This is a genomic window from Microbacterium soli, from assembly GCF_039539005.1.
In the GTDB taxonomy this organism is placed as follows: domain Bacteria; phylum Actinomycetota; class Actinomycetes; order Actinomycetales; family Microbacteriaceae; genus Microbacterium; species Microbacterium soli.
Genome location: NZ_BAABCP010000001.1, coordinates 1820407 through 1847357 on the forward strand (window position 1 = coordinate 1820407; position 26951 = coordinate 1847357).

Annotated in this window: 21 protein-coding genes; 14 read left to right on the plus strand and 7 right to left on the minus strand. The window is 68.6% G+C overall.

Annotated elements, in window-relative coordinates; genetic code table 11:
* Positions 1-61 precede the first annotated feature (61 nt).
* Positions 62-1705: a phosphoglucomutase (alpha-D-glucose-1,6-bisphosphate-dependent) gene (gene pgm / locus ABD770_RS08440; RefSeq protein ID WP_344819099.1), complete on the minus strand. Its 1644-nt coding sequence runs from the start codon at positions 1703-1705 to the stop codon at positions 62-64.
* A 163-nt stretch (positions 1706-1868) separates the two neighbouring features.
* Between pgm and pheA the strand changes: the two genes are divergently transcribed.
* The gene (gene pheA / locus ABD770_RS08445) at positions 1869-2813 is read left to right on the plus strand and encodes a prephenate dehydratase (protein ID WP_344819100.1); all 945 of its coding nucleotides are present in this window, start codon (positions 1869-1871) and stop codon (positions 2811-2813) included.
* 135 nt (positions 2814-2948) lie between these two features.
* On the opposite strand, the gene ABD770_RS08450 is transcribed toward pheA, so the two are convergent.
* A complete protein-coding gene (locus ABD770_RS08450; protein ID WP_344819101.1) occupies positions 2949-3881 on the minus strand; it encodes an endonuclease domain-containing protein in 933 nt (310 codons plus the stop codon).
* A 232-nt stretch (positions 3882-4113) separates the two neighbouring features.
* A complete protein-coding gene (locus ABD770_RS08455) occupies positions 4114-5169 on the minus strand; it encodes an LLM class flavin-dependent oxidoreductase (RefSeq protein WP_344819102.1) in 1056 nt (351 codons plus the stop codon).
* A 172-nt stretch (positions 5170-5341) separates the two neighbouring features.
* Here ABD770_RS08455 and ABD770_RS08460 point away from each other — a divergent pair, with 172 nt between their 5' ends.
* From ABD770_RS08460 to ABD770_RS08480, 5 genes are all read left to right on the plus strand, one after another.
* Positions 5342-6451: an ROK family transcriptional regulator gene (locus ABD770_RS08460; RefSeq protein WP_425562746.1), complete on the plus strand. Its 1110-nt coding sequence runs from the start codon at positions 5342-5344 to the stop codon at positions 6449-6451.
* A gap of 102 nt (positions 6452-6553) precedes the next feature.
* On the plus strand, positions 6554-7663 hold the full coding sequence (locus ABD770_RS08465) for an ABC transporter substrate-binding protein (RefSeq protein WP_344819104.1): 1110 nt from the start codon (positions 6554-6556) through the stop codon (positions 7661-7663).
* 59 nt (positions 7664-7722) lie between these two features.
* Entirely contained in the window at positions 7723-8535 is an 813-nt protein-coding gene (locus ABD770_RS08470; RefSeq protein WP_344819105.1) for an ATP-binding cassette domain-containing protein, read from the plus strand.
* Entirely contained in the window at positions 8532-9803 is a 1272-nt protein-coding gene (locus tag ABD770_RS08475; RefSeq protein WP_344819106.1) for a sugar ABC transporter permease, read from the plus strand. The genes ABD770_RS08470 and ABD770_RS08475 overlap by 4 nt, the downstream gene beginning before the upstream one ends.
* Positions 9804-10009: 206 nt before the next feature.
* Positions 10010-11716, plus strand: coding sequence for a cation:proton antiporter (locus ABD770_RS08480; RefSeq protein WP_344819108.1), 1707 nt, complete (start codon positions 10010-10012; stop codon positions 11714-11716).
* A gap of 25 nt (positions 11717-11741) precedes the next feature.
* On the opposite strand, the gene ABD770_RS08485 is transcribed toward ABD770_RS08480, so the two are convergent.
* Complete coding sequence (locus ABD770_RS08485) at positions 11742-12017, minus strand: helix-turn-helix domain-containing protein (RefSeq protein WP_344819109.1); 276 nt, start codon at positions 12015-12017, stop codon at positions 11742-11744.
* A gap of 93 nt (positions 12018-12110) precedes the next feature.
* Between ABD770_RS08485 and ABD770_RS08490 the strand changes: the two genes are divergently transcribed.
* From ABD770_RS08490 to ABD770_RS08505, 4 genes are all read left to right on the plus strand, one after another.
* Complete coding sequence (locus tag ABD770_RS08490; RefSeq protein WP_344819110.1) at positions 12111-17063, plus strand: type ISP restriction/modification enzyme; 4953 nt, start codon at positions 12111-12113, stop codon at positions 17061-17063.
* Positions 17063-17608, plus strand: a complete 546-nt coding sequence (locus tag ABD770_RS08495) for a hypothetical protein (RefSeq protein WP_344819111.1) — start codon at positions 17063-17065, stop codon at positions 17606-17608. The genes ABD770_RS08490 and ABD770_RS08495 overlap by 1 nt, the downstream gene beginning before the upstream one ends.
* Before the next feature lie 147 nt (positions 17609-17755).
* Positions 17756-19039: an exonuclease domain-containing protein gene (locus ABD770_RS08500; protein WP_344819112.1), complete on the plus strand. Its 1284-nt coding sequence runs from the start codon at positions 17756-17758 to the stop codon at positions 19037-19039.
* 122 nt (positions 19040-19161) lie between these two features.
* Positions 19162-20643: an HNH endonuclease signature motif containing protein gene (locus ABD770_RS08505; RefSeq protein WP_344819114.1), complete on the plus strand. Its 1482-nt coding sequence runs from the start codon at positions 19162-19164 to the stop codon at positions 20641-20643.
* Between the two features lie 149 nt (positions 20644-20792).
* Here the strand turns inward: ABD770_RS08505 and ABD770_RS08510 are convergent, their stop codons facing one another.
* The 3 genes from ABD770_RS08510 to ABD770_RS08520 are packed head-to-tail and all read right to left on the minus strand — an operon-like array spanning position 20793 to position 22260.
* Positions 20793-21029: a helix-turn-helix domain-containing protein gene (locus tag ABD770_RS08510; RefSeq protein WP_344819115.1), complete on the minus strand. Its 237-nt coding sequence runs from the start codon at positions 21027-21029 to the stop codon at positions 20793-20795.
* Positions 21026-21640 carry a hypothetical protein gene (locus ABD770_RS08515; RefSeq protein ID WP_344819116.1) on the minus strand — a complete coding sequence of 205 codons (615 nt, stop codon included), beginning with the start codon at positions 21638-21640 and terminating at the stop codon, positions 21026-21028. The genes ABD770_RS08510 and ABD770_RS08515 overlap by 4 nt, the downstream gene beginning before the upstream one ends.
* A 2-nt stretch (positions 21641-21642) precedes the next feature.
* Positions 21643-22260, minus strand: coding sequence for a hypothetical protein (locus tag ABD770_RS08520; RefSeq protein ID WP_344819117.1), 618 nt, complete (start codon positions 22258-22260; stop codon positions 21643-21645).
* Between the two features lie 201 nt (positions 22261-22461).
* Between ABD770_RS08520 and ABD770_RS08525 the strand changes: the two genes are divergently transcribed.
* The 4 genes from ABD770_RS08525 to ABD770_RS08540 all read left to right on the plus strand — a co-directional run bounded on the left by ABD770_RS08525 (position 22462) and on the right by ABD770_RS08540 (position 26911).
* Positions 22462-24984 carry an ATP-dependent Clp protease ATP-binding subunit gene (locus ABD770_RS08525; RefSeq protein WP_344819118.1) on the plus strand — a complete coding sequence of 841 codons (2523 nt, stop codon included), beginning with the start codon at positions 22462-22464 and terminating at the stop codon, positions 24982-24984.
* Positions 24985-25102: 118 nt separating this feature from the next.
* Positions 25103-25606 (plus strand): amino-acid N-acetyltransferase, encoded by a 504-nt coding sequence (locus ABD770_RS08530; RefSeq protein ID WP_344819119.1) that lies wholly within the window; start codon positions 25103-25105, stop codon positions 25604-25606.
* Positions 25607-25615: 9 nt separating this feature from the next.
* Positions 25616-26281 carry a hypothetical protein gene (locus ABD770_RS08535; RefSeq protein ID WP_344819120.1) on the plus strand — a complete coding sequence of 222 codons (666 nt, stop codon included), beginning with the start codon at positions 25616-25618 and terminating at the stop codon, positions 26279-26281.
* 219 nt (positions 26282-26500) lie between these two features.
* Complete coding sequence (locus ABD770_RS08540; RefSeq protein WP_344819121.1) at positions 26501-26911, plus strand: dehydrogenase; 411 nt, start codon at positions 26501-26503, stop codon at positions 26909-26911.
* Positions 26912-26951 lie beyond the last annotated feature (40 nt).

The window sequence follows — 26951 nt, forward strand, 5'->3', positions numbered from 1 at the left end:
GGGGCGGCGGCCGGGATTCCCGGGCCCGCTGGAGGCGCCGGCCCGGCCGGCGGGCCCGCGCTCAGTCGCCCAGAGCGGCGGCGACGACCGCCCTGGCCTCCTCCTGTACCTGCGCGAGATGCGCGGGGCCCCGCAGGCTCTCGGCGTACAGCTTGTAGACGTCCTCCGTGCCCGACGGTCGAGCGGCGAACCAGGCGTGCTCGGTCTGCACCTTCAGACCGCCGATGGCCGCTCCGTTGCCGGGCGCGTGCGAGAGGCGGGCGGTGATCGGCTCGCCCGCGAGCTCGGTCGCCGTCACGGCATCCGGGCTCAGCCGGCCCAGTGTCGCCTTCTGCTCCGGCGTGGCGGGCGCGTCCACGCGCTGATACGCGGACGCCCCGAACTCCTGCTCCAGCTCGCGATAGCGCTCCGACGGCGTCTTGCCGGTGACGGCGATGATCTCGGCGGCCAGCAGGCACAGCAGGATGCCGTCCTTGTCGGTCGACCACACGGTGCCGTCCTTGCGCAGGAACGACGCGCCGGCGGACTCCTCGCCGCCGAACGCGACCGAGCCGTCCAGGAGTCCCGGGACGAACCACTTGAAGCCCACCGGAACCTCCAGCAGGCGACGGCCCAGCGACTCGGCGACCCGGTCGATGATCATCGAGGAGACCAGGGTCTTGCCGATGGCGGCGTCCTGCGGCCAGGCGGGTCGGTGCGAGAACAGGTAGTCGATGGCGACGGCCAGGTAGTGGTTGGGGTTCATCAACCCGGCATCCGGGGTGACGATCCCGTGCCGGTCGGAGTCCGCGTCGTTGCCGGTGAGGACGTCGTAGTCGCCCTTCTTCGCGACCAGCGAGGCCATGGCGGATGGCGACGACGGATCCATCCGGATCTTCTCGTCCCAGTCCAGGGTCATGAAGCGCCACGTCGGGTCGACCTCGGGATTCACGACCGTGAGGTCGAGCCCGTGCATCTCCCTGATGAGCTGCCAGTACTCCACCGACGCGCCGCCCAGCGGATCGGCGCCGATGCGCACGCCCGCGCGCTTGATCGCGTCGATGTCGATGATGCTCGGCAGGTCGCGCACGTACGCGTCACGGAAGTCGTAGCCGGTGATGGCATCCCAGTCGATGTCGGCGAAGCTCTGCCGCTTGACGCCCTCGAGCTTCCCCTCGATCAGCTCGTTGGCGCGCTGGGCGATCCAGCCCGTGGCATCCGTGTCGGCGGGGCCGCCGTGCGGAGGGTTGTACTTGAAACCTCCGTCGCGGGGCGGATTGTGGCTGGGCGTGACGACGATGCCGTCGGCACGGCCGGCGTCGTCGGCCGTGCGACCGCGGTTGCAGGTGAGGATCGCGTGGCTGAGAGCGGGGGTGGGCACCCAGGCGTCCCGGGAGTCGACCCGCACGTCCACGCCGTTGGCGATGAGCACCTCGATGGCGGTGCGCTCGGCGGGCAGCGACAGCGCGTGCGTGTCGCGGCCGAGGAACAGCGGACCGGTGATGCCCTGTGCGGTGCGGTAGTCGACGATGGCCTGGGTGGTGGCGAGGATGTGGTCCTCGTTGAAGCTGCTCGTCAGCGCCGAGCCCCGGTGCCCGCTGGTGCCGAAGACGACGCGCTGCGTCTGGATCCTCGGATCCGGATGCCGGTCGTAGTACGCGGCGATCAGCTCGTCGACATCGATGAGGTCCTTTTCCTCCGCGGGGAGGCCTGCACGACTCGTCATGTGCATAGTCTGCCCCGCACCAGCCGCCCGCGCATCCTCGGCGTCATCTGCGCGGCGCTCCCGGGCGAGGCAGCGGGCGTGCAGGCGCGGTGCCCGTGCCGCCGCAGGCGTGGCGGCCGTCGCCGGACCTGCGTGCGCACCCCGCCGGCGCTAGGCTTGCGGAGTGACTGAGCGCCGCACCTACAGCTACCTGGGCCCTGCTGGAACCTTCACCGAGGCGGCGCTGGACCAGGTCCCCGAAGCCCGCGGTCACGTGTGGAAGCCCGTGCACAACGTCGGTGAGGCGCTCGCCGACGTGCTGTCCGGGGCCTCGGATGCCGCGATGATCGCGATCGAGAACTCGATCGACGGCGGGGTGTCCACCACGCAGGACGCGCTGGCGAACAACCCGGGTCTGCGGATCGTCGGGGAGTACCTGGTGCGGGTCAACTTCGTGCTCGTCGCACAGCCGGGCGCGAAACTCGAGGACGTGCGGGTGGTCGCAGCCCATCCGGTCGCCTACGCGCAGTGCCATTCCTGGCTGGAGGAGCACCTCCCTGAGCACGCCCATGTCCCGGCGGCGAGCAATGTGGCATCTGCTCTGGGGCTGCTGGACGGCTCCCTGCCGGCGGATGCCGCGATCGCCGCCCCCGGGATCGTGCAGCACCAGGAGCTCGAGGTGCTGGCCGAGCAGATCGGCGACAACGACAACGCCGTCACGCGGTTCGTGCTGGTCTCGCGCACCACGGCGCCGGGCGAGCCGACCGGCGCGGACAAGACCTCGCTCATCGTCGAACTGCCCGACGACCGTCCCGGCGCCCTGCTGGAGATGCTCGAGCAGTTCTCCACCCGCGGGATCAACCTGTCGCTCATCGAGTCGCGCCCCATCGGCGACGAGCTGGGCAGGTACCGGTTCGTGCTGGACGCGGACGGGCACATCCATGATGAGCGCATGGCCGATGCGCTGCTGGGCATCCGCCGGTTCAGTCCCCGCGTGGTGTTCCTGGGCTCCTACCCGCGCGCCGACCGGCGCATCGTGCAGTACCCCGAGCGCTACGCCGACGAGATCTTCGTGGAGGCCCGGGACTGGCTGCGCGGACTCATCGCCGGCGAACCCGACGAGGACTGACCCCCGAGCCGTCTCCTTGCGCCTGGCCCCGCGCCTTCCCCTCGCCTCGCGCCTTCCCGGCCCCTGGGTATTTCGCATGGGAGCCTTCGTGCGGTTCCCCGGCGCCGGGAGCGGAGTTCGGCTCCCATGCGGCACTCACCGTCGCGACGTCCGGCTCGCGATGGCATGACGGATGCGGGAGACCAGCGATGCGCTGCCGGAGCGGAGATCCTGCTGGGTGAGCCGGACGACGATCCAGCCCAGATCCTCCAGATCGCGCTGGCGCTGGATGTCACGGCGCCACTGCACGGCGTCCGTCCGGTGCCCGTCGCCCTCGTACTCGATGGCGATCCTGAGCTCGGGGTACGACAGGTCCAGACGGGCGACGACCCGGTCACCCTCGCACACCTCGTACTGCAGCACCGGCTCGGGAAGGCCTGCACGCCGCAGCAGAAGTCTGGTCTCGGTCTCCTTGGGGGACTCGGCACCCGTCCGTGCGTGCGGCAGTGCCGCCCGAATCCTCGCCGACCCCGGGAAGGCGTGCCATGCCGTCAGCCGCCGGGCGATCTCCTCGTGGTCGATGAGGGGACGCCCGGGGAGAAGCCCCGGATAACCGTCGGCCCGGCTGAGCAGGGCATCGAGCAGGACCACCGTGTGGTCGGGGGACAGGTCCCGGGCGACGGTGAAGACCGCGGCGATCGGATCGACGACCTGTACGTGATGCACGATCCAGGTCTGCGCGCGGCCTGCATCGAGTCGGCGTCCGCGCACACGCGGGCCGTGCGGCGACGCACCGTCTCGCGGCACGGCGACCTCGATGGGTTCGAGCGGGGTCCAGCGATGCGGCGTCGGCAGGCCCCATAGGCGCACCGCGGTCCAGCCGACGAGGCGGTGATGCTCCCGCATCCGGGGCCGGTAGCACTCGACGAGTGTGAGGAACGTATCGGGCGCCGACGTGGCGCGCACGCTGCGGAACGGGCGGTCCAGGTCCGGCGCGCTCCCACGCCATCTGCCGACTCCCGCCGCGACCGCGTCGGAGAGGACGAACACCGGACCGAGGCTCGGCGGGAGGCGGATGCGGTGACGCATCGCTCCATCGAACTCCCCCGTCACCGCCGGACCGTCACCGAACCCACGCGTTGTGGACAACTCCCCGCTCTCCCGGGTTGTGCAGGGCGAAGTCGCCGGCCCGCATGGGAGCCGAAGTGCGGTGCGAAGGCCGTGGAACCCGACTTACCCTCCCATGCGGAGGGCGAGGGGGCGGGAGGGCGAGGTGGCGAGGGGCGGGAGGGCGAGGGGGGCGGGAGGGGGCGCGGCGGGGTCAGGCCGCCAGGAGGTCCAGGGTCTGGCTGCGCGCGGTGATGCCGTCCAGGGATTCGGATGCGAAGGAGCCCGCGACCGGCGAGATCATGACCTCGTCGACACCGTGGCGGGCGGCGAACTCGGCCAGGGCCGAGCGCACGGTCTCGGCGTCTCCGACCAGCCAGTTCGCGACGGTGGCGTCGATGAGCCTCTGCTCGTCGGCATTCGCGGCATCCGCCAGCCCCTGCTGCGCCTCCTCGACCGTCTCCAGCGGGATGAGAGGCTGGTTGCGTCGCAGCCGTGCCATCATCCGCAGCTGCGGCAGAGCGCGGGCGCGGGCCTCCTCCGCCGTGGGGGAGACGACGGCGTTCGCCGTGAGGAACGTGCGCGGCTCGGCCAGCACCGCGCTGGGCTGGAACGTGGATCGGTACAGGTCGAGGGCCCGGTCGAGCCCCTGCCCGGAGAAGTGGTTCGCGAACACGTACGGCAGACCGCGGGATGCCGCGAGCTGGGCCGAGTAGTCGCTGGAGCCGAGCAGCCAGATCTCCGGCGCACCGGTCGCCGAGGGCGTGGCGCGCACCGTGTACTCGCGGCCGGTCGTGAACTGCAGGGCGGCGCCCTCCGGCTGCAGCATGAGCGCGATGTCCTGCACGTGCGAGGGGAAGCGCTCGACGTCACCGGCCGTGCCGGACTGGCGCAGCAGCTGGGTGATCACGGGATCGCTGCCGGGGGCGCGGCCGATGCCGAGGTCGATGCGACCGGGCGCGATGGCCTCGAGCATCGCGAACTGCTCGGCGACGATGAGCGGTGCATGATTGGGCAGCATCACCCCGCCGGATCCGACGCGGATGCGCTGCGTGCGGGCGGCGGCCGCCGCGATGAGCATCGGTGGGGTGGTGGATGCCACGGCGGGCATATTGTGATGCTCCGCGAACCAGTAGCGCCGGAATCCGAGGCCGTCGGCGCGCTGCGCGAGGGCCATCGACGACGCCACGGCCTGCGCTGTCGTCTGTCCGGTGCGCACCGGGACCAGGTCGAGGACGGACAGGGCCGGGGTGATCGTTGAGGCGCTCATCATCATCGACAACGCGCGAGCGCCCGCAGGCATTCCACCGTGTCCCCCGAGGTCGTGCGAGGCGTGTGCGATCGCGTCGTCGGCCGGGCCCCGGTAGTGTGTCGTCGTGGCATCACAACGACGTCCTCCCGGCTCTCAGGCTTCACTGCGTGAAGCCAATCGGCGTCGAGTGGTGGCTGCGATCAAGAAGCAGGGCAGCCTGACCCAGGTCGAGCTCGTGGCTGTGACGGGGCTGTCCGCGGCATCCGTCTCCAACATCGTCAAGGAGCTCTCCGCGGCGGGCGTCCTGCGCACGAGCCCCAGCATCCGCAGCGGACGCCGGGCGACGCTGGTGTCGTTCGCCCGCGCCGTCGGTCTCGTCGCGGGCATCCACGTCGCCGCCAGGCATCTGCGCGTGCTGGTGGCCGATGTCAACGGCACCGTGCTCGGCGAGAACCACATGCCGCTGGCGCGCGACCATCGCGCCGACAACGAGCTCGACCGCGCGTCTCTGCTGCTGTCGGACATCCTCGTCAACCTGGAATCCGGCATGGACGAGCTGCGCGGCGTGGGCGTCGCGGTCTCCGCGCCCATCGACCGCGCGTCGGGGCGGGTCGCCGGTCGTGGGATCCTGCGCGGCTGGACCGGGGTCGACATCGTCGAGGTCGTGCACCGACGGCTGCGGCAGCCGGTGTTCCTCGACAACGCCTCGAATCTCGCGGCGCTCGCCGAGGCGAGGCTGGGTGCCGCGCGCGGCAGGCAGAACGTCATCGTCCTCGACATCGGCGAGGGCATCGGGGCGGGACTGCTGCTGGAGGGCCGGGTGCTGCGCGGTCACAACGGCATCGCCGGCGAGCTCGGGCACACCGTGATCGCCGAGGACGGCCCGCTGTGCCGCTGCGGCAATCGCGGATGCCTGGAGGCCATCGCCGGGGGGCCGGCGATCCTCGAGCGCCTGGGCGACGAGGGCGGGATCACCAAGGTCGTCGACGTCGTGGTGCACGCGATGGCGGGCGATGACGACTGCATCCGGGCCCTGGCCGAGGCCGGCCGGCACATCGGCGTGGCCGCCGGCAACCTGTGCAACCTCTTCGACCCGGAGCGGATCGTCGTCGGCGGCGATCTCGCCCGCGCGGGGGAGCTGCTGCTGGGACCGATCCGGATGGCGATGGAGAGCACCACCATCCTCACCGGGGCGGCGGTGCCGGACGTCGTCCAGGCGCAGCTCGGGCTGGACGCCGCGGTCATGGGCGCCGCCGTGCGGGCGATCGATGAGACGAACGTGCGCGAAGCCGTCCTCTGAGGCGGATGCGAAATCGTTGCCTTCAAGTCTTGACGTCAAGGCTTGAAGGCTGGCACACTCAGGGAGTCGCCACAGTGGCCGGCACAGCAATGGAGGTTTTCGATGAAGATCACAACCACAAGAGCGCTCGCCGCCTCGACGGCGCTCCTCCTGACGATGGGTGCGCTCGCGGGGTGTTCGAACGGGACTCAGACCGGCGATGCGCCGGCTGACACCGCCACGGACGGCGCGGCCACGATCGGGCTGCTTCTGCCCGACAACGTCACTGAGCGCTACGCGAGCGCTGACAAGCCCTACTTCGAGGAGAAGGTCAAAGACCTCTGCGCGGACTGCGAGGTCCTGTACGCCAACGCCGACGGCGACGCCGCCAAGCAGCAGCAGCAGGCGGAGTCGATGCTGACCCAGGGCGTGGACGTCCTCGTCCTCGATCCCTTCGACGGCAAGGCCGCCGCCGCCATCGTCAACCAGGCCAAGGCCAAGAGCATCCCGGTCATCTCCTACGACCGCCTCGTCGACAGCGCCGACGTCTCCTACTACGTCTCCTTCGACAACGAGAAGGTCGGGGAGCTGCAGGCGCAGGCCCTCGTCGACCGGATGAAGGAGCTCGGCCTTCCCGACGACTCCGGCATCATCATGGTCAACGGCTCGCCCACAGACCCGAACGCCGCACAGTTCAAGAAGGGCGCGCACAACATCATCGACGCGTCCGGCCTGACCGTGCTCAGCGAGTTCGACACACCCGGATGGGAGCCGCCGAAGGCTCAGGACTGGGTCGCAGGGCAGGTGACCAAGTTCGGTGACGAGATCACCGGCGTGTACGACGCCAACGACGACACCGCCGGCGGTGCGATCGCCGCGCTGAAGGCCGGCGGCGTCACCCCGCTGCCGCCCGTCACCGGCCAGGACGCCGCGCTCTCCGGCATCCAGCGCATCCTCTCCGGCGACCAGTACATGACCGTCTACAAGGCGTTCAAGCCGGAGGCCTACCAGGCCGCCGAGCTGGCCGTCTCCCTGGCCAAGGGCGAATCGCCCGAGGCCGACACCACGGCGGACACCGCCAGCGGCGACGCGGTCCCCTCGTTCCTGCTGACGCCCGTCGCGGTGACGGTGGACAACATCAAGGACACGGTGGTGGCGGACGGGCTCTACACGGTAGACCAGATCTGCACGGCTGAGTACGCCGAGGCCTGCGCGGCCAACGGCCTGAAGTAATCGGCCAGGTGGGCGCCGGCATCATGCCGGCGCCCACCGACCATGACGAAGGAGCCACAGTGGCAGCAGCAACAGACCTGGAGGAGCAGCAGCCCGCCACACGCGAGCCCGTGCTGTCGATCCGAAACATCTCCAAGGGATTCGGCGCCGTGCGCGCGCTGACCGACATCGATCTGGACGTCTACCCCGGCGAGGTCGTCGCCCTGGTGGGCGACAACGGCGCCGGCAAGTCGACGCTCGTGAAGATCCTCGCCGGCGTCCATCCCGCCGACAGCGGCACGATCACGTTCAACGGCGCACCCGCCACGATCACCTCGCCGACCTCCTCGCGCGAGCTGGGCATCGCCACGGTGTTCCAGGACCTCGCGCTGTGCGACAACCTCGACGTGGTCTCCAACCTGTTCCTGGGGCGCGAGCCCGGGCGCGGCACCATCGACGAGGAGTACATGGAGCAGCACGCCTGGGAGCTGCTGCGCCAGCTGTCGGCGAAGATCCCCTCGGTGCGCATCGCCGTCGCCTCGCTCTCCGGCGGTCAGCGCCAGACCGTCGCCATCGCGCGGTCGCTCATCGGCGAGCCGCGCATCGTCATCCTCGACGAGCCGACCGCGGCGCTGGGCGTCGCGCAGACCGCCGAGGTGCTCAACCTCATCGAGCGGCTGCGCGAGCGCGGGCTCGGCGTCATCCTCATCAGCCACAACATGGCGGATGTGCAGGCCGTGGCCGACCGTGTGGTCGTGCTGCGGCTGGGCCGCAACAACGGCGTGTTCCGCACGGCCGACGTCAGCTACGAGGACATCGTCGCCGCGATCACCGGCGCCACCGACAACCCGGTCAGCACGCGCGCCGGCCGCGCGGATGAGAAGGACGCATGATGAGCAGCGCACAGCCCGTCAAGGACAACTCCCAGCCGACGACCGTCGCGCTGGACATGCAGGACGAGCGCCTCGTGCGCGGTGAGGGGATCAAGGGCGCCATCGCGGGCTTCGGCACGCGCATCCGCACCGGCGACCTCGGGTCGCTGCCGATCTTCCTCGGCCTCATCCTCATCTGGATCGTCTTCCAGCTGCTGAACCCGAACTTCCTCTCCGCCGACAACCTCGTCAACCTCACCATGCAGTGCGCGGCGCTGGGCACCATCGCACTGGGCGTCGTCGTCGTGCTCCTGGTCGCGCAGATCGACCTGTCGATCGGGTCGCTCAGCGGGCTGGCATCCGCCATCATCGGCGTCACCTTCGTGAACCTGGGCTGGCCGATCTGGCTGGCCATCCTCCTGGCCCTCGCCGTCGGCGCCTCCATCGGCTACCTGTACGGGTTCCTCTTCACCCGGTTCGGGGTGCCGACCTTCGTGGTCACCCTGGCGGGTCTGCTGGGATTCCTGGGTCTGCAGCTGTGGATCCTCGGGCCGACCGGCACCATCAACCTGCCGTACTCGTCGTGGCTCGTGCAGTTCGCGACGACCTGGTTCCTGCCGCCGTGGCTGGCGTACCTGATCGCGGGACTGGCCGTCGTCGGCATCGTCGTCACCGACCTCATGCGCCGCAGCCGTCGCAGCCGTGCGGGCCTGTCCACGGGCTCGCTGTCGCTGGTCGTCATCAAGGCCGTCGTGGTGGCGGTGGTCGCCGCGGCGGCGATCGCGTACCTGGCCACCAACCGCGGCGTGGGCGTGATGTTCCTCACCTTCATCGCACTCGTGGCCATCATGGCCTTCCTGCTCACCCGCACCCGTTGGGGGCGCTGGATCTACGCGGTCGGCGGCAACGAGGAGGCCGCGCGGCGCGCGGGCATCAACGTGCGCACCATCTACATCTCGGCCCTCATGGTCGGCACGGTGCTGGCATCCGTCGGCGGCCTGATGGCGGCGGCCCGCCTCACCGCGGCGAGCATCTCCAGCGGTGGCGGCACGACCAACCTCGTGGCGATCGCCGCGGCCGTGATCGGCGGGACGAGCCTGTTCGGCGGCCGCGGGTCGGCCTGGTCGGCGCTGCTGGGGATCTTCGTGATCCAGTCCATCGACAACGGTCTGACGCTGCTGAGCCTGGACTCGTCGGTGCGGTTCATGGTCACCGGCGCCGTGCTGCTGCTGGCGGTCATCATCGACTCGCTGTCGCGGCGCTCGAGAGCGCAGCACGGTCAATCCTGACCGGGTCCGGAGGACGGATGCGGCCGGCGCGCGGGATCCGAACCCGCCGCCGGCCGCTCGCGTGCGCGGCGCGGGCACGGGCCCGGACACGGCCGTCGTGGGGGTGGTCACGGATGCCGCGTGCCGCACCCCGCGTGCACCACGGCATCCGTGCGGTTGCGGATCGGCATCCGTTTCCCGTCGGATGCCGGCAGTAGCATTTCCCAATGGACCCCAGCATCTTCTTCGTCATCGTCGGTGCGGTCGCGGTGGCGGCGGTCGCACGATGGCGGGGGTGGCCCGCACCGCTGCTGGTGACGGTGGTCGCACTGGCGGCCTCGTTCCTGCCGTTCGTGCCCAACATCGCCATCGACGGGCATGTGCTGCTGAACATCGTGCTGCCGCCGCTGCTGTACTCCGCGGCGCTGGACGTCTCCTTCGTGAGCTTCCGCCGGGCGATGCCGCAGATCCGCCGGCTCGGGATCGGCCTGGTCGTGGTGACGACGCTTGTCGTGGGGTTCGTGGCGTGGTGGCTGCTGCCGGAGCTGACGCTGCCGGGTGCGCTGCTGCTGGGCGCGATCGTCGCCCCGCCGGATGCCGTGTCGGCCGCCGCGATCGGCCGCAAGCTCGGCCTGCCTCGCCGCGTGATGACGGTGCTGTCGGGGGAGAGCCTGATCAACGACGCCACCTCGCTGACGCTGTACCGCGTGCTCGCGGCGGTCGTGGCGGGCGCGGCGGCCTTCCACCTCGGGGCGACCATCTGGCAGTTCGTCCTCGCGGTGATCGTGGGCGTGCTGATCGGCGTCGTGTTCGGGATCGGTCTGCATCAGCTGCGCATGCGCAGCGACGATGCGGTCATCAACGGCACGGTCGGCCTGCTGGCGCCCTTCGGCGCCTATGCGATCGCCGAGCAGCTCGGCGGCTCCGGTGTGATCGCCGTCGTCGCGATGGGACTGTTCGTCGGCTTCAACGCCCCGAGCACGAGTTACCGGACCAGACAGCAGGACGCCCCGCTGTGGCTGAGTGCGGACTTCCTGCTGGAGTCGTTCGTCTTCGCCTACATCGGCCTGCAGCTGCCGCGCGTGGTCGCCGACCTCAACGAGGGCGAGGTCGGGCCCGTGATCGGACTGTCGGCCGTGGTGCTGCTGGTCGTGCTGCTGGTGCGGCCGCTGTTCGTGTACCCCGCGCACGCGTGGGGGCAGTGGTGGGTGCGGATGCGACTGCGCAAGCTGGACCAGCAAGCCGGCGGACCGGCGGGCGCCGTCCGGCGCGGCAAGCACACCACGACGGCCGCGCAGCTGCGGCGGAGGCTGTCCGAGAACAGACTGTCCTGGCGCGACAACGCCGTGATCTCGTGGGCGGGGATGCGGGGCGTGGTGACGCTGGCGACGGCGCTGGCGGCATCCGACCTGGCGGGGCTGGACACCCAGGCCGCGCACGCGCTGGTCGTGGCGGCCTTCGTCGTGACGGTCGGAACGCTGCTGCTGCAGGGGCTGACGCTGCCCTGGCTGATCCGGGCGCTCCGCGTCGTGGACGGCAGGGAGGCGCAGCAGGACGCCAGGCAGCTCGCGGCGGTCCGAGATCGCAGCCGCAAAGCCGGTAAGGCGTACCTGCGCGACATGCGCAGGCAGTGGGCGCGCGAGCACGGGGAGGACGCGCTGCCCGCGTTCGACGGGTTCGCCAAGCGGCTGCTGCAGGTCGAGGTGGAGACGGATGCCGAGACCACCCAGATCGACCTGCGCCCGCGCCCCAGTTACGAGCAGCTGCTGGCGCTGTCCAAGGGATGGCTGTCGATGCGCAGGCAGCTGCTGCTGGAGGAGCGGGACGCCGGCAACCTCAGCGAAGAGGTCATGCACGAGCTGATCATGGCGATGGATGCCGAGGAGCTCGCGCTCGACACCCGCGCCGCCACGCGCCCGCAGTCCCGGGTGTAGGGCTCGGGCTCCCGACAGCCCGCGCTCATCCCGCCCTGCGGCGTTCGTCGACGGCCCGCGGGGCGAACAGCTCCGGCACCACTCCCTTGAGCAGTGATCCGGGCTCCACCTTCAGCGCGTCCGCGAGGCGGATGAGGGTCGGGATGCCCATCATCGCGCGCCCCTTCTCGTAGCTGCGGACGTTGGAGGGGTCGATGCGTGCGAGATGCGCGAGGTCGTCCTGAGTCAGTCCGCGCTGCTTCCGAGCCTCCGCCACCAGAGCGCCGATGTGGGCGGCGGCGGGGGAGGGGACACGGGGCACCCGTCCAGCGTCCCGCCGAGTGGTTGGTTGTGCCAGGGTTAAGGAACCCGGGTACAAGTACCTGCCACCGGGTCAGGACCTGGGAGGACGTCGATGCCCGGCGAGCAGCTGTACGAGACCGCGCTGGACGAGCTGCTCGCGGAGTTCCGCGCGCTGGCGGACAGCAGGCGGATGGCAGGCAGCTATCTGGAGCAGCTCGCCCGCCACTACCTGACCGTCGAGCCGCTGTGGGCCGACCAGCTCGGTGCGGTGTGGCTGTGGAAGGACTGGCCGGGGCGCGAGGGCAGACCCGACACCGGCATCGATCTGGTGGCCGAGGTCCAGGGCGGTGGGCTGCTGGCCGTGCAGGTGAAGTTCTTCGCCGAGAGCCATCGGATGCAGAAGGGCGATCTCGACTCGTTCTTCGAGGCGATGGGGAAGGAGCCCTTCACGGAGGGGCTCGTCATCGACACGACGAGCGCACCCTGGTCGACGAATGCCGAGGAGGCGCTGAAGAACCGCACCAAGCCCGTGCGCCGCGTCTCGCTCGCCGAGCTCCGGCACAGCTCGATCGACTGGTCGACGTACGAACTGCTGAAGCCCGAGGTGGCACCGTCCCGGCACGCCCTGAAGACGCTGCGGGCGCACCAGCACGAGGCCGTGAACGCGGTGATGGCGGGTCTGAAGCCAGGCGGGGAGCACGACCGCGGCAAGCTCATCATGGCCTGCGGCACGGGGAAGACCTTCACGGCGCTCAAACTCGCCGAGCGCTGGACGAACGAGATTGCCGGCGGTGCGGCGACCGTGCTGTTCATGGTGCCGTCGCTGGCGCTGCTGCAGCAGTCCCTGGACGAGTGGTCCCGCGAACGCGACCCGGAGTTGGGGTTCCGTGCCTTCGCCGTGGGATCGGATGCCAACATCGGGCGCCGCCGGAACGACGATCTCACGAGCGTGCTCATGGAGGACCTCGGAGCGCCCGCGACGACGAACGGCCGCAGGCTCGCGGAGCTGCTCGGCGACGTCGAGGAGGAGCACGAAGGGCTCACGGTCGTGTTCTCGACCTACCAGTCCATCGAGGCGGTCTCCGAGGCGCAGCGCCTGCGCGGCGACACCTTCGACCTCGTCATCTGCGATGAGGCGCATAGGACGACCGGCGTCACTCTGACTGATCAACCCGAGTCGCACTTCGTCAAGGTGCACGACAACGACGTGATCCCGGCATCCGCCCGCGTCTACATGACCGCGACGCCGCGCATCTTCGCGCCTGAGGTGAAGAACGCTGCCTCGCAGAAGTCGGCCGAGCTCGTCTCGATGGACGACGAGGAGCTGTTCGGGCCGGTGCTGTACCGGATCGGCTTCGACCAGGCGGTGCGTAGCGGGCTGCTCACCGACTACAAGGTCGTCGTGCTGGGCGTCAGCGAGGACGACGTGATCGGCGAGCTTCAGCAGGATCTCTCCGATCACGGGCATGAGCTGAAGATCACCGACATCGCCAAGCTGGTCGGCTGCTACAACGCTCTGGCCAAGCGCAACGCCGGGACGATCGCGGAGGGCTTCGGCGGCGATGTCCTTCCGATGCGCCGTGCCGTCGCCTTCGCGGCCGACATCAAGACATCGAAGAGCGTCGCGAACGACTTCGAGGTGCTGGCCAACGGTCACCTGCGCAACCTGCTCAACGACGATCCGACGGATGACCTCGGTGTTCAGGCCCGCCACGTCGACGGCACGATGAACGCGACGGTGCGCGGGGAGCTGCTCGACTGGCTGAAGGCGACGCCGGAGTCGGATGAGTTCGGCAAGCCGGTCGCGCGTGTGCTCACCAATGCGCGGTGCCTGAGCGAAGGCGTCGACGTGCCGAGCCTGGATGCGGTGCTGTTCTTCAGCCCGCGCAAGAGCCAGGTCGATGTCGTGCAGGCCGTCGGGCGCGTGATGCGCCGCTCACCGCACAAGAAGCTCGGCTACATCGTGTTGCCGATCGCGATCCCGGCGGGCATCGCGCCGGAAGAGGCGCTGAACGACAACGAGCGCTACAAGGTCGTTTGGCAGGTGCTGCAGGCCCTGCGCGCGCACGACGAGCGTCTGGACGCGGCGATCAACCAGGGCGCGTTCACGGGGAAGCTGCCTGAGCAGGTCGTGATCGAGCGGGTCAGCCTGTCTCCGGCGGCCAAGCGCGAGGGCTCGGCGTTCGATTCCGAGCGCAGGGGGCCGGAGGAATTCGGATCGGATGACGGGTCCGGCTCCGTGCCTCTCGCTCAGACATTGCCCGGGCTCACCTCGACGGCGGATGCCTGGAAGGACTCGGTCTACGCCAAGCTCGTCGCCAAGGTCGGCGACCGCATGTATTGGGACGATTGGGCCGGCGACATCGCCCAGATCGCCCAGCGGTTCATCGCCTTGATCACCGCGCACGTCGGCGCCGCGGGGCGAGACCCCGCGCCGTTCGAGGGCTTCCTGAAGGCGCTGCGCGCCACGGTGAACCCCGAAGTCTCCGAGGCCGAGGCGATCGAGCTGCTCGCCCAGCACCTCATCACCAAGCCGGTCTTCGAGGCGATGTTCCCGGAGGGCTCCTTCACGCAGGACAACCCCGTCTCGACGGCGATGGAGCAGGTGCTGTCGACCTTCGACGAGAACACGGCCTTCGCGCGCGAGCGCGAGCCGCTGGATGCGTTCTACACCAAGGTCACCGAGCGCATCCGCGGGCTGGACACCGTGCACGCCAAGCAGCAGATGCTCGTCACGCTCTACGACAAGTTCTTCACGAAGGCGTTCCCGCTGCTCGCCGACCGCATGGGCATCGTCTTCACCCCGGTGGAGGTGGTCGACTACATCCTGCGGTCGGCGGATGCCGTGTACCACCAGCACTTCGGCAAGCACCTGGGTGATGAGGGCGTGAACATCCTCGAGCCGTTCGTCGGGACGGGCACGTTCCTCACCCGGCTCATGCAGACCGGCCTCGTCAAGCCCGAGGACCTCACGCGCAAGTACACGCAGGAGCTGTTCGCGAACGAGATCGTGCTGCTGAGCTACTACATCGCCGCCGTCAACATCGAGAGCGTGTACCGCGAGCTGTGCGCGGAGCATGGCATCGAGCCGGCGGAGGGAGGGTTCCAGGGGATCTCCCTAACGGACACCTTCGCGATCGATGAGCGCGACAGCCAGTTGGCGGGTGGGGTGTTCCCGGGGAACACCGCGCGGCTGGAGCGGCAGAAGGCGACGAAGGTGGATGTCATCGTGATGAATCCGCCGTATCGGGCGGGGCAGGCCAGCGCGAACGACGGGGCGCAGAACGCCAGGTACCCGATCACGGATGCCCGGATTGCGGAGACCTATGCCAAGCGGTCGACGGCGACGCTGAAGAACGGACTCTACGACTCGTACTACCGCGCGCTGCGGTGGGCGACGGACCGCCTGGGCGATCAAGGCGTCATCGCGTTCGTGTCGAATTCGGGGTTTATTGATGGAGCGACGGCGGATGGCGTCCGGTTGACCTGGGCGCAGGAGTTCAGCGATGTCATCGTGTTCAACCTGCGGGGCAATGCACGTCACATGGGTGAGGTCCGCCGGCGCGAGGCAGGGAATGTCTTCGGGGAGGGGTCGCAGACGGGTGTCGCCATCACCATGCTGGTGAAGGATGCGAGTCATCAGGGGGGCGCACGTATTCACTACGCCGATATCGGTGACTATCTCAGCCGTGAGGAGAAACTGGACCGGCTTCGGTCTGACACGTCGGTCATGACGACGGAGTTCGAACCGGTCACACCGAATGGCGCTGGCGATTGGATCAACCAGCGAGATGCAAGATACGGCACGTGGCAGCCCATAGGCGACAAGGCCACGAAGGGGCGAGCAGGCGAGGCGATTTTCATAGATTTCTCGAACGGCTTGAAGACGAATCGTGACGCCTGGGTCTTCAACTTCAGCCAGATTGCACTGCGTGCGAACGTCCGGTCGCATGTTGACAGCCTCAACGCTGAACGGGAGCGGGTGTTCGCACTGATCGCGGAGGGGATAGAAGGCCGACCAGATGAACTGCTTGTGCGTGATTCCACTCTTGCGGCGTGGGATGGAATTAATGTGACAGATCTGCGTCGCAACCGCCCGACGACTCTTGACAGTGCAGGCTATCGGCGGGCCCTCTACCGTCCGTTCATGCGCGAACACGTGTATTTTGATCGAACCCAGAGGCTGAACAACCGTACGTATCAGTTGCCGAAGCTCTGGCCGACTGCCGCCCACGCGAACGTGACAATTGCTGTCAGCACGAAGGGCTCAGCGCCCCTTCTCGTGTGGGAAGTGCCAAGTCTGGATTTGAATGGTCTTACCCAGCTCTTCCCCCGTTACACCTGGGAACCGGCATCCGCTCCTGACGGTGCTTTCAATCTCGACGCACTCGCGGCATCCGACTCCGATGTCGTCGTCGACGGGTACCGGCGCGTCGACAACATCACCGACGCGACCCTCGCCGCCTACCGCAGGGTGCACGGCGATGCCGTCACGAAGGACGACATCTTCTACGGCGTCTACGCGCTGCTGCATCATCCGAGCTATCGTGAGACGTACGCCGCCGATCTGCAGAAGATGCTCCCGCGCATCCCGCAGGTGGTCGGCTTCCCCGAGTACGCCCGCATCGGCCGACAACTCGCCGACCTGCACGTCGACTACGAGTCGGTGGAGCAGTACCCGCTCACCGAGAACCTCGCGCTCACCGCGCCGGACGACCCCTACGAGCGCTACCGCATCGACAAGCTGTCCTGGATCTCCCGCAAGGACCACACGGTGATCCGCTACAACGCGCACCTCGAGATCCTCGGCATCCCCGAGGAGGAGTCGCTCTACAAGGTCGGCGGCCGCAGCCCCCTCGAATGGGTGATCGACCGCTATCGCGTGAAGGTCGACAAGGCCTCCGGCATCGTCAACGATCCCAATGCCTGGCTGCGCGAGCAGCACAACCCCCGCTACGTCGTCGACCTCATCCGCTCCCTCGTGACCGTGAGCCTCGAGACTCAGCGGCTGATCGCCGCGCTGCCGGCGTTCGAGGTGATCGAGCCGGGTGAAAGGAACGAGTGATGAGCGACTCATCCGTCGTCATCCTGGGTGTTGAGCTGTCAGGATTCGGCGACCTCGCAACCTGGATCGAGGTCCTGTGCACTGCCGTCGCCGGCGGCGCAGCAGTTCTGGTCTTCGTGACTCTTCGGCTCCGCGAGCGGCGGCAGGCACTTACAGACCTCCATACGTCGCTGACGTCTGGGGAGATCGCGCAGGCACGTAACGCGATCGGTGCTCTTCTCTATTCGGGAATCGATGGTGGACGAGCGAACCGACTCGCTTCCATAGAGGCATATTTCACATTGATCTGGGCGGTGCAGCGGGCCCGTAACGTGTTCCGTACGTTTCGCATCAGATGGACATCGCTCGGCGCACCACAGCGACAGATCGTGACGCGAATGCACGCTGGGTGGAAGGACGCGAGTCTCGCGCTCACGTGGAACCTCACCGAGATCGCCGAGAACATCGTTCGGTTTCATGACCTCTATGGCCGTGAATGGTCCATAGAAGACACGGACGCCTGGGCGGACATCAGCGCGTATATCGATGCGGATCGATTCCGCTGACTACGCGGTAATCACGGTTATACATGTCACCTCAGGCGGAGGGAAGACTGCGGGTTTGACCTTCGTCACGCAGCAGCCGTGTCCGACCCCTCTGGCAGTATTCGAATGGCGCCTCTGAGGGGAAGTGCCGCCTGAGAAGGGGAGAGTATGGGTTACGCAGTCATCGACCTGGAGACCACGGGCTTCTCGCCCGCGCGCGGCGATCGCATCCTGGAGGTCGGCGTCGTGCTGCTCGACGATGCCGGCGCGGTCGAGTACGAGTGGACGACGCTCGTCAATCCGCAGCGCGACGTGGGGGCCACGCACGTGCACGGCATCCGTGCGGGCGACGTCGTCAATGCGCCGCTGTTCTCCGACATCGCCGCCCATCTCGTGAGCATGCTGAGCGGGCGGACGCTCGTCGCGCACAACCAGGCGTTCGACGTCCGCTTCCTGCGCGCCGAGCTGGAGTCCGGCGGGTACCTGCTGCCGTCGACCTATGCGGCGCTGTGCACCATGCTCTGGTCCCGCTCGGTGTTCGGCGCGGCCAAGCTCAGCGACGTGTGCGCCGTGCTGTCCATTGAGAACGCCGCCGCCCACGCCGCGCTCGGCGACGCCCGCGCGACGGCCGCCGTGCTCGCCGCTCTCATCGACGCGGCGGGGCACAGCCCGCGGTGGGAAGCGGATGCCGAAGGAGCCGTCTTCCCGCTGACGCCGGCCGGGCAGGGGCCCGCGCGGAACGCGCCGCGGGCCGAGGCCTCCGCATCGTCGCCGATGGCGTTCGTCGACACCGCGGGGCTCCCGCTCTGGGAGCGCGTGAGCATCCCGCTGGACGCCTCAGATCCGGCTGCGGCCGTCTACCTCGACATGCTCACGCGCGTCATGGAGGACGGGCTCATCTCCACCGTCGAGTACTCGCGACTCGAGGCCATCGCCGAGGTTGCGCATCTCGACGCGCACCGGGTGACCGCGCTGCACGCCGACTACCTCGCCGCAGCCCGGGCAGAGGCCCTCGCCGACGGCATCGTCAGCGACGCCGAACGTCGTGAGCTGGCGCAGATCGCGACCATCCTCGACCAGCCGATGCCCGCGCTCCCCGCGAACCAGCCCGCCGCGCAGCCCATCGCCGTCGGCGACGTCGTGCGGCACCGCCGCGATGATGCCGCCTCACCGGCACCCGGCACCGGAGCGCATTTCACCCTCGTGCCCGGTGCACGCGTCGTATTCACCGGCACGCTGAGCCGTCCGCGTGATGCCTGGGCGCGGGCGATCGCCGACGCGGGCTTCATCACCGGCAGCGTGACCAAGAACTGTGTGGTGCTCGTCGCCGAAGACCCCGCGAGCCAGTCGGGCAAGGCGAAGACCGCCCGCGCCCACGGTATCCCCATCGTCACCGAGGCCGAGTTCGTCCCGGCCTTCGAGGCGTACCTGGCACGGAACTCCGCGGGGTGAGATGTCGCGCTCCCGCGTGTACCCGCCAGCGGTCGCCATCCTCCGACCGGCATCCGGTGCGAGTTATCCACAGATGCTCGAAACGATCTTCGAATGTCGGAGGCCTCGTCCATGATGGAGACATGGCAGCTTTCACCGACGTCGCGGCGCTGATCCCCACCCTGCGTGGGCGGCTTCGCGACGGAGCCGACGCGGACCTCGCGCGGGCGTCGATGATGGCGATGACGGATGCCGACGTCGTGCGGATCCTGGAGGAGACGGCGTCCCTCGCGCACGAGGTCGAGCAGATCCAGGTCATGGCGGCCGGCATCATCGCCCTGCGCTCGAAGCGGGAGCGGGGACACTCCGGGCTCTCCGCGTCGCGAGGGCACAGGTCGGCCGCAGCACTCGTCCAGAACGTCACAGGATCGACCAAGGCGGATGCCGATCGGCAGGTGCGCGTGGGGGAGGCGCTCGTGGATGACGGCGCAGCGCCCGCCGATCCGGCGCCCGCGCGTGAGGCGCTGCCGGTCGCCGTTCCGTGGTTCCAGCCCCTCCGCGACGCGCTGCGAGACGACCACCTCACCGCAGCGCAGTTCGATGCGATCCGGCGCGGACTCGGCGAACCTGCCGAACAGCCTCATGACCGCGCGGATGCCGGGGGCGGGGCCACCGATGAGGAGCAGCGCGTCAGGTGGACCCGGGCCGCCGAGCACCTCGTCTGCGACGCCTCGCATCGCACCGCCGAGGAGCTCTGGCAGCAGGCGCGAACCATCCGCGACATGCTCGACCCCGAAGGCGCGGAAGCCCGGTTCATGGAGCGGTTCGAGAAGAGGTCGTTCCGCACCTACCGTGCACAGGACGGGCAGAAGCGGGCGACCATGGTGCTCGACGACGAGGGCGACCTGTTCCTCGAAACCGTGCTGGCGGCGGCGCTGCGGCCACGGCGCGGCGGGCCGCGGTTCGTCGATCCCGAGGAGAAGGCGCGGGCGGCATCCCTCTCGGAAGACCCGCGCACCAACGATCAGCTCGCGTACGACCTGATCCTCGACATGCTCAGGGCAGGGACCCTCGCCGATGCCGAGAGCGTGTTCGGCACGCGCCAGGCCGGAGTGCGCCTGGTCCAGACGGTGAACGCCGTCGGCGTCCGATCCGCCGTCGCGCACAGCGAAGACCACCTGATCTCGGTCCCGGCTTCGATCGCCGAGCAGCGCGGCTGCGACAGCGGATTCGTGGCCGTGACGGTCGATTCCTGTGGCAACCCGCTCGATGTCGGCCGGGAGCAGCGGCTCTTCACACCGCGGCAGCGCATTGCGCTGGCGATTCGCGACGGCGGATGCCGCTGGGACGGATGCGACAGACCCGCCTCCTACTGCGAAGCCCACCACATCGACGAATGGAAACGGGATCGGGGTCGAACAGACATCGACCGTGGGATCCTGCTGTGCCGCTACCACCACATGGCGCTGCACCACGGCGGATGGCGGATCGCGCGAGAAGGTCGCGGCGATTTCACCCTGCAAGATCCCGCAGGGGACGAGCATGCGATGCGACCGCGCACCGTGCTGAGCTATGCGTTCGGTGGGATCGACCCGCCGCCGAAAAGAATCCGCTCCGCCGTCTGAGCGGAGCGAACGCCCGCACGACCGTTCCCCGTGCTGATCACGGGGAAGGACGGTGCGCCTCGCGAGGGGGCGGTGTGCCTCACGAGGGGGCGGTGCGCCTCATGGGGAAGCACCGTGTGCCGGGCCGGTCACGTCATGCGCGGGTCGGATCACCGCTCTGCGAGTACCAGCAGCTCACCGACCTCGCAGTCCAGTGCTTCGCAGATGGCGCGCAGGGTGGAGTAGCGGATGGCGCGGGCGCGGTCGTTCTTCAGCACCGACAGGTTCACGATGCTCACGCCCACCCGTGCGCTGAGCTCCGTCAGGGTCATGCCGCGCTCGGTGAGAAGCTCGTCCAGCCGGCAGTGGATGCCGGTGTCCTCCTCGTCGACGGCCGCCGGAGTCATACCAGACCCTCCGTCTCCCGCTGCAGCAGCGCGCCGCGGCGGAAGACGATCACGAGCACGCCGAGGGCGAAGGACGCGGCGATGAGCGGCACCTGGTCCAGGAGCAGTGCATATCCCCGGTCGAAATCGAAGTCGCTGTCGAGCACCGCGAACACGCCGTTCAATCCCATCTTCGAGAAGAAGGCGCTTCCGAGTGCGGTGACCAACAGCACCATTGACATCGCCAAGGTGAGGCGCACGTTCACCCCGTCGAACACAAGGCCGCGCAGAAGACGGCGGCAGATCAGGATGGCCAGCGCAGTCGTCGCGACCAGGCCCAGGGTATGAGTCGCGATCGCGATGACGAGGGATGCGATGCTGATGGAGTTCACGTCCTGCACGACCAGCGTCGCGGTGTCCACGCTCGCCGTCGCGCCGGACCCGATGGCGGCGGTGATCTCCTGCACGGGGATGCGGGAGGTGACGGTCACCGCGCTCGCGTTCTCGAAGAGGGAGACCGTGTCGCGGATGCCGGAGTACACCAGCCATCCGACGATCAGTGCTCCGACGACGATGGCCGTGTAGAAGTCGTTGCGATCCGCGATCGCCTGCGTGCGCGCATCCTTCGCCATGATCACACCAGCCTTTCTGTGTCGCGCTGCATGCGCTGACCGATCTCGAACGCGCCCGCCACCACCGCGAGGGCGGCGGCCCAGCCGAGCGGGGCGAGAGGCACGGCGGCGAGGAACGTCGGCAGCATGGTGCCCGCCAGCTCCACGGCATCCGCGATCTGCGCGTTCGCGACGCCGTGCACGACGGCGCCGCCGATGCCGCTGACGACGACGAGGATCGCGACGGCCCCGATCCCCCAACCGGCCGAACGCACGAACGGGCGGCCGTGGAACACCAGCAGGCACAGCCAGGCGACGACGACGCACGCGCCGATCGGAAGCAGAGTGACGAGGACGTCGCCGAAGATCAGCATCCCTCGCGCGGATGCCGGGACGGACGCCAGCAGCAGTGTCGCGGAGTCGTACGAGGCCTCTGTCACCGCATCGGAGTCCGTCGGCATCGGAGCGTCCATCAGGGGCATACTCACCGGCACTGCGGCGCCGGAGAGGATCTCGACGATCCGGGCGACCAGCAGGACGGTCTGCGTCACGGCGATCGCTGCGGCCGCACCCGCGATGAAGCCGAGGATCAGCTTCTCCGACAACTGGACCGCTCGTCGTGGGGTTATGGTCGTGCTCATCACCTTCTCCTTATCGATATTCGTTGTTATCGCTTGTCGATAAGATAACGAAAGTCGATAAAGGTGTCAACACCTCCCGACGCTCGCGCTGTCACGCGGATATGCCGACGGCGAACACGGCCGAACGGACCCGCCGCGGTCGTTACTCTCGATGTACAAGGCACCACTGCCGCTTCGCCCCGTGCGAAAGGAAGTCACAGCATGTTCGAGAGATTCACGGACCGAGCCCGTCGTGTGGTCGTCCTCGCCCAGGAAGAGGCGAAGATGCTCAATCACAACTACATCGGCACCGAGCACATCCTGCTCGGCCTCATCCACGAGGGTGAGGGCGTCGCGGCGAAGGCGCTCGAGAGTCTGGGCATCTCCCTCGACGCCGTGCGTGAGCAGGTGCAGGACATCATCGGTCAGGGTCAGCAGCAGCCGACCGGACACATCCCCTTCACCCCGCGCGCGAAGAAGGTGCTCGAGTTGTCGTTGCGCGAGGCGCTGCAGCTCGGCCACAACTACATCGGCACCGAGCACATCCTGCTCGGTCTCATCCGCGAGGGTGAGGGCGTCGCCGCCCAGGTGCTCGTCAAGCTCGGCGCGGACCTGAACAAGGTGCGCCAGCAGGTCATCCAGCTGCTCTCCGGCGGCCCGGGAGGCCGGGAGACGGCATCCGTGGGTGCGCAGACCGGCGACGGACCCGCCTCCTCGCAGGGCGGCTCGCAGGTGCTCGACCAGTTCGGCCGCAACCTCACCCAGGCCGCCCGCGACGGCAAGCTCGATCCGGTGATCGGGCGCGAGAAGGAGGCGGAGCGGGTCATGCAGATCCTCTCCCGCCGCTCCAAGAACAACCCCGTCCTCATCGGCGAGCCCGGCGTCGGCAAGACCGCCGTCGTCGAGGGACTCGCTCAGGCGATCGTCAAAGGCAACGTCCCCGAGACGCTCAAGGACAAGCAGCTGTACTCGCTCGACCTCGGCTCGCTCATCGCCGGATCCCGCTACCGCGGCGACTTCGAGGAGCGTCTGAAGAAGGTCACGAAGGAGATCCGCACCCGCGGCGACATCATCGTCTTCATCGACGAGATCCACACCCTCGTGGGGGCGGGCGCCGCCGAGGGAGCGATCGACGCGGCCAGCATCCTCAAGCCCCTGCTCGCGCGCGGTGAGCTGCAGACCATCGGCGCCACCACTCTCGACGAGTACCGCAAGTACTTCGAGAAGGATGCCGCGCTCGAGCGCCGCTTCCAGCCGGTGCAGGTCAACGAGCCCACGCTCCCGCACGCCATCAACATCCTCAAGGGGCTGCGCGACCGCTACGAGGCGCACCACAAGGTGCAGATCACCGACGGTGCGCTCGTCGCCGCGGCGAACCTCGCCGACCGCTATGTCAGCGACCGCTTCCTGCCGGACAAGGCCATCGACCTGATCGACGAGGCCGGCGCCCGCCTGCGCCTGTCGATCCTGTCCAGCCCGCCGGAGCTGCGGGAGTTCGACGAGAAGATCGCCAGGGTCCGCCAGGAGAAGGAGGCGGCCAGCGAGGAGCAGGACTTCGAGAAGGCGGCGGCTCTGCGCGACCAGGAGAAGGAGCTGCTCGGCGAGCGGCTGCGCCTGGAGAAGCAGTGGCGCGCGGGCGAGGTCTCGTCCCCCGCGGTCGTTGACGAGGGTCTGATCGCCGAGGTGCTCGCGCAGGCCACGGGCATCCCCGTCTTCAAGCTCACCGAGGAAGAGTCCAGCCGCCTCGTGTTCATGGAGAAGGCGCTGCACCAGCGCGTCATCGGGCAGGAGGAGGCCATCGCGGCGCTCTCCCGCACGATCCGCCGCCAGCGCGCGGGGCTGAAGGACCCGAAGCGGCCCTCGGGCTCGTTCATCTTCGCCGGCCCCACGGGCGTCGGAAAGACCGAGCTGGCCAAGGCGCTCGCCGAGTTCCTGTTCGACGACGAGGCGGCATTGATCTCCCTCGACATGTCGGAGTTCGGTGAGAAGCACACCGTCTCACGTCTGTTCGGCGCCCCTCCGGGATTCGTCGGGTTCGAGGAGGGCGGCCAGCTGACGGAGAAGGTGCGTCGCAAGCCGTTCTCGGTCGTGCTGTTCGATGAGATCGAGAAGGCCCACCCCGACATCTTCAACTCGCTGCTGCAGATCCTCGAGGAGGGTCGTCTGACCGACGGCCAGGGTCGCGTCGTCGACTTCAAGAACACCGTGATCATCATGACGACCAACCTCGGCTCGTCGGCGATCGCCGGCGGCCCGGTCGGCTTCCAGGTGGAGGGCAACTCGCAGACGACGTACGAGCGGATGAAGGGCAAGGTCGACGAGGAGCTCAAGCGCCACTTCAAGCCCGAGTTCCTCAACCGCCTTGACGACATCATCGTGTTCCCGCAGCTGAACAAGGACGAGTTGCGACAGATCGTCGGCCTGTTCGTCAAGCAGCTGGGCGAGCGCCTGCTCGACCGCGACATGACCGTCGAGCTGTCGGATGCCGCGAAGGACAAGCTCATCGAGATCGGCTTCGACCCGACGCTCGGTGCGCGCCCGTTGCGCCGCGCCATGCAGCGGGAGATCGAGGACCAGCTGTCCGAGAACATCCTGCACGGCGAGCTCAACAGCGGCGACCACGTGAAGGTCGACGTCGTGGACGGCAAGTTCACGTTCGACTCGGCGCCGCGTGGCGAGAAGGTCTCGGTCGGCGTCAACACCGGTGGTGGGATCTCCGCGACGCCCGACCTCGCGGCCGGCTGAATCGGCGGGTTTCCCCTCTGGCAGGGCTCGGATGCTTCGGCATCCGGGTCCTCCTGTCATGTTCGCCCGGGCTTCCGGCGGCGAAGTCGGCGGGGAGAAGAGCTCTAGGCTGGAGGTTGTGAGCGAGTACAGCATCCGACCGGCGCGCACCGCCGACATCTCCGGCATCCATGCGCTTCTGGAGCCGCTGGTGGAGCGGCGCATCCTGCTGGGCAAGGATCTCGCCGTCCTCTACGGCGCCGTGCAGGAGTTCGTCGTCGCCGAGGCGGATGGCGAACTCATCGGATGCGGTGCGCTGCACGTGATGTGGGAGGACCTCGGCGAGGTGCGCACACTGCTGGTGCGGGAGGACCATCTGCACCACGGCATCGGGCGCGCGCTCGTCGAGGAGCTCGAGCGTCGCGCCGAAGACCTCGGGCTCACCCGGCTGTTCTGCCTCACCTTCGAGACCGTGTTCTTCACGCGGCTGGGGTTCACCCCCATCGGGGAGCACGTCGTGGCACCCGACGTGTACTCGCAACTGCTGCGGAGCGGTGACGCCGGTGTCGAGGAGTTCCTCGACCTCGCGCACGTCAAGCCGAACACGCTCGGCAACACGAGGATGCTCAAGCACCTGAATTAGCCTGGAAGCATGCCACGTCAGTCAGCCGCCGTCTACCGCCGTCGCCGGCTCGTGGCCGTGCTGCTCCTCCTGCTGCTCGTCACCGCAGTGATCGTCGGCGGCGTGTGGCTCGCGAAGGCGCAGCCGTGGAAGGTCTTCCTGGACGCCGTGTCCACCGCCTCGGCATCCGCGCAGCCGACCGTCTCTTCCACCGCGGCCGGCACGCCGTCCAGTGGCGCCGGCCCGACCGATGCGCCGAGTCCGCGACCCACGGAGACCGATGGGATCGTGGCGTGCGAGGCGGGTGACGTGGAGGTGAAGGCGGTGACGGATGCCGAGACCTACGCCGCGGGAGTGCTCCCGAAGCTGTCCATCGAGCTCACCAGCAAGAGCGACCGGGACTGCACGATGAACGTCGGATCGAGCACGCAGGTGTTCACGGTCACCAGTGGCAATGACGTCTGGTGGCGCTCCACGGACTGTCAGACCGATCCGACCGATCAGATCGCGACGCTGAAGGCGGGCACCACGGTCAGTACACTCACTCCGGTCGTCTGGGACCGCACGCGTTCCGCGGAGGACACGTGCGACCAGGAGAATCGCAGCCGGGCCCCGGGTGGCGGTGCCTCCTATCACGTCAGCGTGTCGATCGGCGGGTTCGACAGCGCCGTCTCGCGGCAGATCTTTCTGCGCTGAGTGGGACCCGTCAGCGTCAAATTGTTGCTTTTTCACCAATATTTTGGGATACCATGGATCTCGGTCCTCGGAACTCCGCGGTGAAGCCATCCCCAGTGGTGTCGTAATCAGCGTCCCCAGCGCTTCGACAGTCATCGCAGTGAGGGCTCGAGGGTCCTCTCGATTTCCTCAGTCCCCAATGGGGAATTCGAGAGGACCCCACTCTTCTATGCTGGATGCATGGCGAAGAAGAGGGGGAGCGCGAGGCGTCCGAAACCCCAGGATTTCCGCTCCGATGCGCTGGCGCAGGCCCTGGAGAAACAGGACATGGCGGCCGTCGCACTGTCCCTGCGCCACGGCAACGTCATCGTGCCGCTGATCAAGCCGGGGCCGCGCGATAACCCGCTCGACGGCGGGGAGGTGTGGACGTACCGCGATCCGGACACCGGGGAGGTGGCTCTGCTGCTGTTCAGCGACGCGAAGAACAAGCCCGCCAATCTTCCGCCGGGTGTCGGCATCTACTCGCCGTCCTGGCTGAAGGCGTTCCTCATCGCGCACCGCGACGTCATCACCACCGTCTTCCTCGACATCGCCGGGCCGCACCCCATGCAGGCGCCGCCGGCGGAGTTGCTCAAAGCGCTCGACGACTGAGCAGGCAGGGAGGATCGGTTTCGGGTGGCCTGTTCCCGGA